Annotated in this window: 10 protein-coding genes; 4 read left to right on the top strand and 6 right to left on the bottom strand. The window is 43.9% G+C overall.

Going from position 1 to position 12,540, the window contains the following annotated elements:
- Positions 1–28: 28 nt before the first annotated feature.
- The 3 genes from B9A91_RS20350 to B9A91_RS20340 form a co-directional block, all read right to left on the bottom strand.
- Positions 29–1,204 (bottom strand): FecR family protein, encoded by a 1,176-nt coding sequence (locus B9A91_RS20350; RefSeq protein WP_084240882.1) that lies wholly within the window; start codon positions 1,202–1,204, stop codon positions 29–31.
- 53 nt (positions 1,205–1,257) lie between these two features.
- Positions 1,258–1,812, bottom strand: a complete 555-nt coding sequence (locus B9A91_RS20345) for an RNA polymerase sigma factor (protein ID WP_084240881.1) — start codon at positions 1,810–1,812, stop codon at positions 1,258–1,260.
- A 75-nt stretch (positions 1,813–1,887) separates the two neighbouring features.
- Positions 1,888–2,922, bottom strand: coding sequence for a quinone-dependent dihydroorotate dehydrogenase (locus B9A91_RS20340; protein ID WP_084240880.1), 1,035 nt, complete (start codon positions 2,920–2,922; stop codon positions 1,888–1,890).
- A gap of 68 nt (positions 2,923–2,990) precedes the next feature.
- On the opposite strand from B9A91_RS20340, the gene B9A91_RS20335 reads away from it, so the two are divergent.
- Together B9A91_RS20335 and B9A91_RS20330 are read left to right on the top strand one after the other, a co-directional pair.
- Complete coding sequence (locus tag B9A91_RS20335) at positions 2,991–4,907, top strand: ABC-F family ATP-binding cassette domain-containing protein (RefSeq protein ID WP_084240879.1); 1,917 nt, start codon at positions 2,991–2,993, stop codon at positions 4,905–4,907.
- Positions 4,904–6,172, top strand: coding sequence for a type IX secretion system plug protein (locus B9A91_RS20330; protein ID WP_084240878.1), 1,269 nt, complete (start codon positions 4,904–4,906; stop codon positions 6,170–6,172). The genes B9A91_RS20335 and B9A91_RS20330 overlap by 4 nt, the downstream gene beginning before the upstream one ends.
- On the opposite strand, the gene B9A91_RS20325 is transcribed toward B9A91_RS20330, so the two are convergent.
- Positions 6,161–7,645: an alpha-amylase gene (locus B9A91_RS20325; protein WP_084240877.1), complete on the bottom strand. Its 1,485-nt coding sequence runs from the start codon at positions 7,643–7,645 to the stop codon at positions 6,161–6,163. The two genes, B9A91_RS20330 and B9A91_RS20325, sit on opposite strands and share 12 nt — an antisense overlap.
- 99 nt (positions 7,646–7,744) lie before the next feature.
- On the opposite strand from B9A91_RS20325, the gene B9A91_RS20320 reads away from it, so the two are divergent.
- Together B9A91_RS20320 and B9A91_RS20315 are read left to right on the top strand one after the other, a co-directional pair.
- Positions 7,745–9,124 carry a phosphatase PAP2 family protein gene (locus tag B9A91_RS20320; RefSeq protein ID WP_084240876.1) on the top strand — a complete coding sequence of 460 codons (1,380 nt, stop codon included), beginning with the start codon at positions 7,745–7,747 and terminating at the stop codon, positions 9,122–9,124.
- Between the two features lie 55 nt (positions 9,125–9,179).
- On the top strand, positions 9,180–9,701 hold the full coding sequence (locus B9A91_RS20315; protein ID WP_084240875.1) for an acyl-CoA thioesterase: 522 nt from the start codon (positions 9,180–9,182) through the stop codon (positions 9,699–9,701).
- A gap of 179 nt (positions 9,702–9,880) precedes the next feature.
- On the opposite strand, the gene B9A91_RS20310 is transcribed toward B9A91_RS20315, so the two are convergent.
- Both B9A91_RS20310 and B9A91_RS20305 read right to left on the bottom strand, forming a co-directional pair.
- Positions 9,881–10,288 carry an EVE domain-containing protein gene (locus B9A91_RS20310; RefSeq protein WP_084240874.1) on the bottom strand — a complete coding sequence of 136 codons (408 nt, stop codon included), beginning with the start codon at positions 10,286–10,288 and terminating at the stop codon, positions 9,881–9,883.
- 71 nt (positions 10,289–10,359) lie between these two features.
- Positions 10,360–12,525 (bottom strand): cation:proton antiporter, encoded by a 2,166-nt coding sequence (locus B9A91_RS20305; RefSeq protein ID WP_084240873.1) that lies wholly within the window; start codon positions 12,523–12,525, stop codon positions 10,360–10,362.
- Positions 12,526–12,540 lie beyond the last annotated feature (15 nt).

Genomic DNA, 12,540 nt, shown 5'->3' with positions numbered 1-12,540 from the left:
TGTAAATCTGGTTTACACTTAATAAGTATCATTCCCTGCTCAATATCACCTCCTTTCTTTCTTTGTTAATGCTGTACCTGATTTTACCTGTACTGGCCAGCATATCAAGCACAGCTGATAAAGGCTGCGATCTGGAAACAATACCAGAGAAATAGAAACCTTTAAAGTTGTGCTGATAGCTCACTTTAATGTCGTACCACCTTTCCAGCTGTTTTACAATGGAACTGATGTGCTCATTGTCAAACATAAAATCACCATTTTTCCAGCTGATTGCATTTTTTGCGTCTATATCAGCAACATGGAGCTGCTTTAACTGCTTATCGTACACTGCCTGCTGTCCCGGTAAAAGAACCGTCCGTTCATTCCCTCCTTTTGTTTTCGGAATGTCTATCCCCACTTTACCCGATAGCAGCGTAGCCTTGCTAAAATCATCGGCGGTATAATTAGAAAGGTTAAAAGAAGTACCTAAAACTTCCACTGTTTCTTCCTGCATCTTCACCCTGAATGGTCTTGCAGCATCATGGGCGACTTCAAAATAGGCCTCTCCCGAAAGCTCAACCTCCCTGTATTTCGATCCTTTGAATCGCTCCGGAAATTTAAGCTCAGTAAAAGCATTCACCCATATGCGCGTACCATCATCCAATTTTATTTCATATTTCCCACCTTTTGGCACACTTAAGGTCACCTGCCGGGTTACTGCCCCCTGCTGCGGATCAATCAGTTCGCCATTCTGATAGGCTAGTCCTTTCTCATTGATCTGGATTCCGTTTTGTACATCGTTTAAGGCAATCGTTTTATCGCCTGAAAATTTCAGGACAGCCTTATTCCGGCCAGGTTGAATGTCATTAACCTGTGCCATTTTTTGTCTGCCCCACCGTTCATTCCTTTCGGCAATAAAAAGCAATCCCATCGCTACAACCAGCAACAGGGAGGCTGCAATCGCAGTATACCGCACAGCAGACCTTCTTCTGAACTTACGGTTCAGCCGCTCAAAAGCAGCGTCAGAATCAAATGTATTCCATAAAGCTACATCTGCCCTGCTTTTCTCTTCATCAAAAAAATCGTTCCAGATCCGGGCATTTGCCGGAGAGGACCGCGCCCATGTTTTTAATTCCTGGTACTCCTCGCGCGTGATCGACAATTGATGCAATTGCTCAAATAAATAAATGATCCGGTTTAAACCGGCTTCCGAATTTTGCTCCATTGATGGTGTCTGTTTCCCTTAAGACACCGCGAAAAAAAATAAGTACTTAGATTTTAGACAAAATTGATAAGAAAAGTTAGGAAAGTATAAAATGCGGAGTCCCTGGAGAAGCGCTTGCGTATACTTTTCAGTCCCATATGCTTATAATTCTTTACTGTTTGCAAAGAAAGGTCGAGCCTTGCAGCAATCTCATCGTTAGACAATTCTTCAAAATAACTCAGTTTTATAATGTCGGCCTGTATTTTGGGCAAAAAAGTCAGTTCCCTGCTTAAAATGGCTGTCAGCTCCGCTTTAAGCATATTGTTCAGGTAAGGCTGTTCATCGGGGTCAATTTGCGACTGGTAGAAGTCTTCTCTATTGATCTGCCTGGTTTTCGAGCGAATAGAATTCAGACAGGTATGGTAGACCGAGCGGTACAGGTATGCCCTTAGCACTTCCGGGCCCTCGAAATTCACTTTTACCTCCAGCATTTTTAAAAAAACAGACTGTACAGCTTCCTCTGCATCTTCTTTTGATTTCAGGTACCTCAGGGCAAAAAGGCATAATGATTTATGATACCTGAGAAATATTACTTTGAAAGTTTCCTGATTTGAAATAATAATTTGCATTTCATGCTCAAATTAAGTAATATTTCCCTGCGCCGGGGTATTCACATCAAGCCATACCCGGCTGTAATTAATGCATCAATGTTTTACCAGTTCTTTACAAATTCGCTTTACAATGGCCGGGCCTTCATAAATAAAACCGGTATACAGCTGCACCAGGGAAGCACCAGCTTCCAGCTTGTCTTTTGCATCCTGAGGGGAGTGGATCCCACCTACCCCAATGATAGGGAATGCTTTTCCCGATTTCGCGGACAAATACCGGATTACTTCTGTAGACCGTACCGTTAAGGGTTTACCACTTAAACCACCGGTTTCACTGGCTATTTTTTCGGGCGTATACAGGCCATTCCTGTCTATCGTAGTATTGGTTGCAATCACACCAGCGATGCCTGTCTGCATTACAATCTCCACAATATCGTCCAGCTGTTCATTGGTCAGATCAGGTGCAATCTTTAATAAGATAGGTCTGGAAATGCCGTTTTTACTGTTCCGCTGCTGAAGTGTGTTCAGCAAATTCATCAGTGGTTCTTTTTCCTGCAACGCTCTCAGGCCCGGGGTATTGGGCGAACTTACATTGACCACAAAATAATCCACCACATCAAAAAGACGGTCGAAACACTTGATGTAATCGCTCACCGCATCTTCATTTGGGGTACTTTTATTCTTGCCAATATTCCCGCCAACTACAATATCTTTATGTTTATCCCGCAGTAACCTCAGTCTTTCAGCTAATGTATCTACTCCCTTATTGTTAAAGCCCATCCTGTTGATCAGCGCACTGTCTTCTTCCAATCTGAACATCCTGGGCTTATCGTTACCTGGCTGAGGTAAAGGAGTTACTGTCCCTACCTCTATAAAACCAAAGCCCAGATCGCTCAACGCTTCAATATATTCGCCATTTTTATCAAAGCCCGCTGCCAGTCCAACCGGATTTTTGAACCGGATACCAAACACTTCGCGTTCCAGTCCTTTAATATTCACATCAAAGCTGCTGCGCAGAATTGTCTTCCCCAACGGGAAATGGTCATGAAACCACTTCAATCGTTTTACAACAAAATAGTGGACCTTCTCAGGGTCGAACTGGAAAAATATAGGTTTGATGAGCTGATACATGGAGCGAAGATAAGGAACGTTTTTAAATTCCGTCAAATTTCAGGGCAAAGTTGTATTTTTGCAGCCAAATGATTTCAATAAACGACTTAACATTCCTGCTGGGCTCTAGGGCATTATACGACGAGGCAAACTGGCACATTAAACCGGGAGAGAGAATTGGACTAATAGGTGCCAATGGAACAGGAAAATCTACACTACTCAAAATAATCGTTGGAGAATATGCGCCATCTTCAGGATCGGTTTCCATGTCGAAAGACTTAAAAATCGGCTACCTGAACCAGGATTTACTTTCTTATGATTCCCATCATAGTATTTTGCATGTGGCCATGGAAGCTTTTGAACGCCAGAACCAATTGCACGATGAAATAGAAGAGCTGTTAAAAAAAATTGAAACAGATTATTCTGAAGACGTTTTAAACAAACTGAGCGATAAACAGCAGGAATTTGAAGCACTGGACGGATACAATATTGAATACAGGGCCAATGAAATTCTGGCCGGTCTGGGTTTCAGTACCCAGGACCAGCTCAGGCCCCTGAATACCTTTTCCGGAGGATGGCGCATGCGTGTAATGCTCGCTAAAATTCTTTTGCAAACACCAGACATCCTGCTGCTGGATGAGCCCACCAACCACATGGACTTACCTTCCATCAAATGGCTGGAAACTTACCTGCTAGGATTTGAGGGTGCCATCGTAATTGTATCGCACGACAGGTACTTTTTAGATAAAGTGGTGAATAAAATTGTGGAATCGCGCAAAGGAAAATTAACGCCTTATGCAGGTAATTATACTTTCTACCTGGAAGAAAAAGCACTGAGGGGCGAGATCCAGAAAGGGGAATTTAAAAACCAGCAGGCCAAAATCAAACAGGAAGAACGTTTGATAGAGCGCTTCAGGGCCAAGGCCTCTAAAGCTAAAATGGCACAATCGCGGATGAAAGCCCTCGATAAGCTGGAGCGCGTGGAGGACGTGGACGATGATAACCCAACCGTTAACTTCCAGTTCAAATTCTCCAAACCTTCGGGCCGCCATGTGATCCGTATTGAAGGCGCCACAAAAAGTTATCCCAACGTCGAAATCCTGGAAAATGCAGAAGGTGTAATCGAAAAAGGAGATAAAATTGCACTGATTGGTGCAAATGGTAAAGGTAAATCAACCTTACTCCGGATCATTGCCGGTACAGAGAAATTTGCAGGCAAATGTGAAACCGGCCACAATGTGACCACTACGTTTTTTGCCCAGCACCAGCTGGAATCCCTGCACCTCGACAATACCATTTTAGAGGAGCTGCAGGCCTTTGCCCCTAAGCATACCGACACAGAACTTCGAGGCATCCTGGGTTGCTTCCTGTTTACGGGCGATGACGTGTTCAAAAAGATCAGGGTACTTTCCGGAGGGGAAAAATCCAGGGTAGCATTGGCCAAGTCGCTTACCACAGACTCTAACTTCCTCATTCTGGATGAGCCTACCAACCACCTCGATATCCAGTCGGTAAATATCCTTATCCAGGCTTTACAGCAGTACGAGGGAACTTTCATTGCAGTATCCCACGACAGGTATTTCCTTGACAATGTGGCCAACAAAATCTGGTTTATTGAAGAAAAGAACATTAAAGAATACCCAGGTACTTATGCAGAGTACGAAGAATGGAATTCCAAAAGGCCTCAGCCCACAGCTACACCTATCCCTGTAAAGCAGGAAAAAGAAGTCAAACCAAAGGCAGAAGAAAAACCGCTGGGTACAAATCCGCAGCAACAGTTAAAAAAGCTGAATGACCAGCTGCGAAAAACGGAAGAGGAAATCGCTGCTTTTGAACAAAGCGTAAAAACTATTGAAGCTAAACTGGCCGATGAGGAAGTCTATTCCAATTCCGGAAAATTAGCGGAGACCAACAAGGAGTATACTACAGCTAAATTCCTGCTCGACACTGCTCAAAATACCTGGGAAGCGTTGGCTTCGCAGATCATGGAACTCGAAAGCAAATGATAAAACGGATAGGATTGTTCTTTTTGCTCTTGTGCAGCACCCAGATTGCCCTGGCCCAAAACCGGCAATTTGTATACGACAATATGGTGTATCTGCCGCAGATTAAAACCCTGCAGTGCTACAACACTAAAAAAGAACAATCCATCCCTGTAATTACCCTGAAATCAAACGAACAGCTACTGTTTTCATTTGATGACCTGAACGGTGGCAGCAAAATTTACTGGTATACTATTGAACATTGTACGTCCGACTGGAAATCTTCGCGGTTGTCGCCCATAGATTATCTGGAAGGGATCAACGACGACAGGATCAACGATTACAAATATTCTTTCAATACCCTTCAAAAGTATACCCATTACGAACTTAGCCTTCCGAATAGCCAGATCAGACCGAAAATATCGGGCAATTATCTGCTTAAAGTTTATGAAGATGGAAACCAGCAAAAACCGGTTATCTCGCAAAGATTTTATGTGGTGGAAAATCTGGTTGATATAGGTGTAGAAATTACAGCCAGCACCCAGGTGCCCCTGCGCTTCAGCAATCAGAAAGTTAATTTTACTATTTTCCATAAAACACCCATCCAGAACCCTTATACCGACCTGAAAGCCATTGTCATGCAAAACGGCATTCCGCAAACGGCCATACTGAATACCAAACCCACATTCATCCGCCCAGGTTCGCTGGTATATAATGAGCTTACTGCAAACGATTTCCCAGCCGGAAATGAATTCAGGAAGTTCGACATCCGCAGTCTGCGTTATAAGGCCGAAAATGTTCAGGACATCGTAAGGGATTCAGTTATTGATGTCGTACTTTTCCAGGATGTGAATGGCAATAAACCTAAATATACCAATCTGGTTGATGAGAATGGAAGTTTTTTTATCCGCAACCAGGAGGGACGGGACAACAATACAGATGGCGATTATGCCCGTGTCTTTTTTACCCTGAATGCAACCCCGCCTGCGGCAAACGGGGAGGCTTATGTGGTAGGACGTTTTAACAATTATACGTTAGATGCAAACAGTAAAATGACTTATGAACCTTCCAAACGCAGGTTCTATGGCAATACCTTACTTAAGCAGGGTTTATACGATTATAGATACATTTGGGTAGACAAAGCAACGGGAAAAACAGACCAGGCCATTTTTGAGGGTTCTTATTTTGAAACGGCCAATACCTACCAGGTGTTTGCTTATTACCGGAAACCTGGTGCCCGCTGGGAAGAACTGATCGGTTACAGCAACGTTAATACTTTACGAAGATAATACCCAGACAGAAACGCTTCCAGGCTTACAATAAAATTCAGCCCATCCTGTTTCGTCTATCAACACCGTATCTGCACATATCGCCAATGCATCTTTCATTACCTTTCCGGCATGCGCCAAACCCATCTCCATACGCTTAACACCAGCTGCCCCATTGCTCATCAGCACTGCCATACCAGAATGCTCTTTTTCTGCCGTCCCCTCTCTTGTCCAGCCTATGCAATTCGGATGGTCAAGGAAGTCGCGCTGTAAGCCATAAGCCAGGTCTCTGCGGATCTGCAGCAATTGAGGGAGTAACTCTAATGCCGCCAGTGCTACACCTGTTTCATAACCTTCATCGGTCTTATCTACATACTTTGCTCCATACAAATCCGGATAGAAAACACAGGGAATTCCCTGCTCCCTTAAAAGGATCAGCGCATAGGCGAGTGGTCGGAACCAGAAATCCACATACGACTCCAGGGCCTGCAAAGGCTGCGAATCATGATTGTCAACAAAAGTTACCGCAAATAATGGATGGGACTGCACCAGGGTCTGCTCAAAAATTGTACGCAGATCATAGTTCTGCGTAATGGAAGCCAGGTACAGGTTCTGGTGTAACCTGGTATCAAACAACTGCATTTTCCCTTTTGTAATGTCAAGGTATTGTGTAAGTGCTTCAACTTCCGTTATGTTCCAGTTTTCAGCTACAACAAAAAAATCCTTCCCAAAGGTATCGTTCATATGGTCCAGCCATTCCATTAAAAATGCTGTTGAAATATGTTTCACGGCATCCATCCGGAAGCCATTCATCCCGAAATTATTATAATACCATTCTCCCCAGTACTTCAGTTCAGCCCTTACAGCGGGGTTCCTGAATTCAATATCATTAAACATCAGGTAATCGTAGTTGCCAAGTTCAGTCGATGGGACCTCTTCCCAACCTTCCCCGTACTGGTTCTGGATAGAATATATCCCTGTTTTTTTCAGGTCAGCAGCCCAATCAACGCCGCTAAAGCAGTTTTTATCCCATATAAATTCCGAATATCTCCCATCACGTGCTTTAAAGGTAAACCTGGTCCAGGCCTCTATTTCAAAAACTTCTGAAGTAAATTTCAACCTGTTTTGCGGGTCTACAGTCCTAACGCTTACCCTTTCCAGTTCATCACCTCCGGCCTTATGGTTAAATACAACATCTGCAATTACCGCAATGCCATTGGCCTGAAAAGTTTGAATGGCTTCCCTGTATTGCACATGGGTACCATATTTTGTGGCCACTGTACCTTTCTGATCAAATTCTCCCAGGTCAAATAGGTCATAGGGGTCGTACCCAACAGACACTACGCCCGATTCGGCTTTATAAGCCGGTGGCAGCCAGACTGCTGTAATCCCCATTTCTGCTAATGAGCCCGCCTCCCTGATGGCTTTGTCCCATAATTTTTCATCTCCATTATAATACCAGTGAAAATACTGTAACAGTGTTTGATTATTCATGTCTAAAAATAACACAAGAAACCATGATTTGTTTAATTGCAGAATTGAATATTCTCTTCACATTTGTGGAAACAAAAGGGCAAATCAATAAATTAGGACATGCATTTAAATTACAGAACCTGCTCCGCTCTTCTGCTGGCCCTTTCCTTAACTATTACTGCTCATGCGCAACATGCCGACACTACACTACAAAAACCAATAAGCCGGTTTCTAAAATGTGATGCTGTACAGAAAACTGCCGTCCCAGCCATTTTACTGGGGGCTACTGTACTTACCTGGCCCCATAAGGAAGAGATCAGGGAACTCCGGAACCGTTACATCCCTACTTTCAGATACCGTTATGATGATTACCTGCAGTATGCCCCTGTGGCTACGGTTTTGCTGCTCAATGCGGCCCATGTCAAGGGCAGGCACAGTCCAAAACGAGCGGTGGTGTCCTATGCTTTTTCAATGGGAATTATGGGGGTAGTCGTTAATAGCATAAAAAGAACTGCGGGCGTGCAAAGACCTGATGCAACCTCAAGAAATTCCTTTCCGTCCGGGCATACCGCCATGGCATTTACCAATGCAACTTTTCTTCATAAAGAGTATGGCGAATACCGGCATCCCCTATACAGCGTTATGGGTTATACCTCGGCTACAGCAACCGCATTGGGCCGTGGCTTAAACAACCGCCACTGGATCTCAGACGTATTGGCAGGGGCAGCCATTGGTATCGCCTCTACAGAACTTGGTTATTACATCACCGACCAGATTTTTAAAGACAGGGGCATGAATGCCCCGCTCCGGAACAATCCTGTCCCCATTAACAACAAGCCCAGCTTTCTGGAAATGCACCTGGGCTATGCCATCAGCACCAGCAACGACCTTTCCCTGGCAAATTCAGAAGATCTGTACGTAAAAAGAGGGTTTAACCTGGGGATTGAGGGTGCCTGGTTCATTAACCGGAATTTTGGTGTCGGGGGCGAGTTTGCATTCAGCAGTTTCCCGGTAAGTTCTGAAAAGGTAGTATTGGACGATGACCTTAAAGCCATCAGCGAAGATCTGTATACTCAGCCAATAGGTATCAGGTATTTCAATGTAGGGCCTTATTTTAGTTATCCTTTACCCAATAACTGGTTCATCACGGCCAAGTTAAACACTGGTGTTTCCTATGGAAGTTCGGGAAACGTTATCCTGAAGCTTAACCCTGCCGCAGAAAAAGAATATGGGAGGCCTGAGTTACCCATTATGAAGTATAAACCAAAAAGAGCACCAAGCTGGACTGCCGGTATTGGCATACAAAAAAGAATAGCCAGAAATGTGGCCATAAAGGCCTATACCACCTACCTTAATTCCAGGCATGGATTTGAGATCCTTGGCCTGAACGAAACAAATGAGGATGGAGAACTGAATTATGAGCCTATACCTGGCGGCCTGTCCAGGTTAAAATTCAATCACCTGAGTTTCGGTCTTGGCCTTACCGCCTTTATCTGGTAAAGCACATAATCGTTTTAACGAGGTATGTTCATTTTTACGTACTTTTGCAGAAATTATGAGTATAAAAGTTAAAAGCCCGAAAGATTCGTTCACAGTGATGAACGAACTGGTATTGCCCAATGATACCAATACCCTTAACAATTTAATGGGAGGCCGTTTGCTGCATTGGATGGATATCGCAGCAGCCATTTCTGCTCAAAAACACTGCAACCGCATTGTAGTTACCGCATCGGTAGATAATGTATCTTTTCAGCAGCCCATTAAACTGGGTGATGTAATTACCATAGAAGCCAAAGTTACACGGGCCTTTAATACCTCGGTTGAGGTACGCCTGGATGTATGGGCCGAAAATATCCCTTCGGGGAGCCGTGCAAAATCCAATGAGGCCTACTATACCTTTGTAGCGGTAGACCAAAGCGGCAGGACCATACCTGTACCTGAACTGAAACCAGAAACCCAGGAAGAAAAAGAATTGTTTGCCGGAGCGTTAAGAAGAAGGCAGTTGCGCTTAATCTTAGGCGGAAAAATGCAGCCTAATGATGCCAAAGAACTAAAAGCACTGTTTTTTCCGGAGTAAATCACAAAACATTTCACTACTTCGCATTTGAGCTAAAAATATACCTTCTCAGAGAAACACGGGTGCTCTTTGTAAAACAAAATACACCTTCTCAGAGAAGGCATAGCGTCTTTTTAGTTTTTTCATTAAGGAAAAACTAAAATTATGCAGCCTTCGAAGAGAACGGTTTATTTTGACCTTTATTTTTCTGACATTTCTAATATCTTATCAAACTCTGCAGCCCTTAAAGGCATCACCGACAAACGGCCCTGCCTTACCAGCGAAATATCTTTCAGGCTTTCCTCAGCTTTGATCTGCTCCAATGATACCGGATTTTTAAGTGTTTCCACCGGTGCCAGGTCTACCACTACCCAATTGGCATCATCTGTTGTTGGGTCCTGATAAAATTCCTTTACCACTTTGGCTACACCTACCACATTTTTGCCTTCGTTACTATGGTAAAACAGAACCAGATCGCCCTCTTTCATTTCTTTCAGGTTGTTACGCGCCTGGTAGTTGCGTACACCGTCCCAAAAGGTACGGCCATCTTTATTAAATTTTTCCCAGCTGTATTTAAAAGGCTCACTTTTTACTAACCAATGATTCATTATGCAATTTTTGATTTGAATACCAAAGCTAATAAAACCTGAATGATCTGCACAATTGCAAGTCAATCATTTTACTTTTTAAAGAGCCCTCTTACATACCTGCCTGCTTTACCAATCACTCCCAGCTGTTCAGAAAGGCTCTCGATCAGGTGGCTGTCTGCCTGTTCTATATTACCCATGTTAATACCCAATTCCAATTGCTTCGGATACAACACAATCAGGCTTTGCTTTAAAAAATAGTTCGAAAGGTAATAAGGCAGCTTGTTTAACTGCGGGATATAAGAATTATGCCCTTTACGGGAAGAAATGATGATAAAAAGGTCATTCACCTTTAACTCCCTGCTAAATATCAGGAAATCGTCCCAATTGCTAAATTCAGTGAACTGTATTTTAACCGTGGCAGAAGTCCGTTCTGTAATTTTTCCGATAGCCTCGTTGGTTTCTGCTGTAGCATAAAAGTTTAGCGGCATGGTAGCTTCTTTGGCAATGGCCATCAGTTTCTTGAGCCAATGCAAAAATCCTGGCTCCGTCTCCGCTTTTGGAGGTATGGCCACAACAACCCTTTTAAACGTATTGAGTGGTTGTGTAGGTTTGTAAATATAAATCGTTTCGTGTATCCTTTTGATGATATTTTCTGCCTTGGTACCCAGAAATGTATGCTGATCGGCCTGCTTGTGCATGCCAATCACAATATCGCTTACCCCGTGCTCCTTAATGGTATACACAATTCCGTTACTGATGCTCGAATCATACCTGGTTACCGGAATAAGGCTGTTTTCTGAGGCAGCTGCATGAGAAATGGCTTTCTCGAGTATTTTTTTAGAAGTTCCGGCATTGGTATCGACCACCTGTTCATCGGCAATTACATTCAGGCCATACACCGATGTATGTGTTTTTTTTGATTTCAGCATCATGCCAAAATCAACCAGTTGGGTCACCATATCGGGATAAGCCAGGGTTACCAGGATCTTCTCATTGGTCTGTTCTTCCAGGGGTGTGGCTTCCTGTGCTTCCTGCTCAAGTGCGAGTTTTTTAGATGCTCCTTCTACAACAAATGAACTTACCCCGCAGCTCACCAGGATCAATAGAATGGTACCGTTCAATACGTCTTCATTCAGTAACCTGATAGGTTCGCCCGCAGCAGTCTCTCCGGTGATGATGTTATATCCTACCAAAATGATGGCAAGCGTTGCAGCAGCATGGGAAGCGCTTAAGCCAAAGATCATGGTCCCTTCGGTAGCACTGAGCTTAAATATTTTCTGTGTTAGCCAGGCTGCCAGGTACTTGGTGGCAACTGCCACCGTAATAATCACACCGGCAACCTTCAGGGCACCCCAGCCCTTTACCAGAACCGTAACATCCACCAGCATGCCCACGCTGATCAGAAAAAAAGGTATAAAGAGTGCATTGCCTACAAATTCTATCCTGTTCATGAGCGGCGAGGTATGTGGTACAAATTTGTTCAGCACCAGGCCCGAGAAAAATGCACCGATAATGGCTTCAATACCGGCCGCTTCTGCTAAGAAAGAAGCCAGAAAAACCATGGCCAGCACAAAAATATATTGCGATACGCTGTCTTCAAAGTGTTTGAAAAACCACCTGATGATGATGGGAAATACCGCAAAAACAATGGTTACAAATACAATGGTAGCCCCTCCAAGCTGCAGCCAGAAGGCCGGAGAAACACTTTCTTTAGTCATACCTGCAATGCCCGCAAGGATGAGCAAGGCCAGAATATCCGTGATCATGGTTCCGCCAACGGTCATGCTCACTGCCCGGTTCCTGATCACTCCATACTTGCTGGCAATAGGATAAGACACCAGGGTATGCGTGGAAAACATACTCGCCAGTAACAGGGAAGACAAAAAACCATAGCCCAGCAGGTAATAGCTGGCCAGCGACCCAAACACCAGGGGAAACACAAAGGTGAACAGGCCAAATACCAGAATACGCTTTCTGTTCTTTTTAAACTCGGCCAGATCAATCTCCAGGCCCGCAAGAAACATGATATACAGCAATCCCACCGTACCAAACAGCACAATACTGCTGTCCCGTTTCAGCAGATTTAAACCATAGGGCCCAACAATAACGCCTGCCACAATTAAACCGATGATATGGGGTACTTTTATTTTGTTCAGCAGTATGGGTGCAAACAGAATGATAAACAGTACCAGCGAAAAGATGATAACCGGGTTCTGCAGCGGCAGGGAAAAATCTAATGAAGATAATAAAATCATAAGCAGCTTTTTTGA

Origin of the sequence: Pedobacter africanus (assembly GCF_900176535.1) — a bacterium.
Taxonomy (GTDB): domain Bacteria; phylum Bacteroidota; class Bacteroidia; order Sphingobacteriales; family Sphingobacteriaceae; genus Pedobacter; species Pedobacter africanus.
Note: the sequence above shows the minus strand (reverse complement) of the source record. Positions and strands in the feature narration are given on the sequence as shown.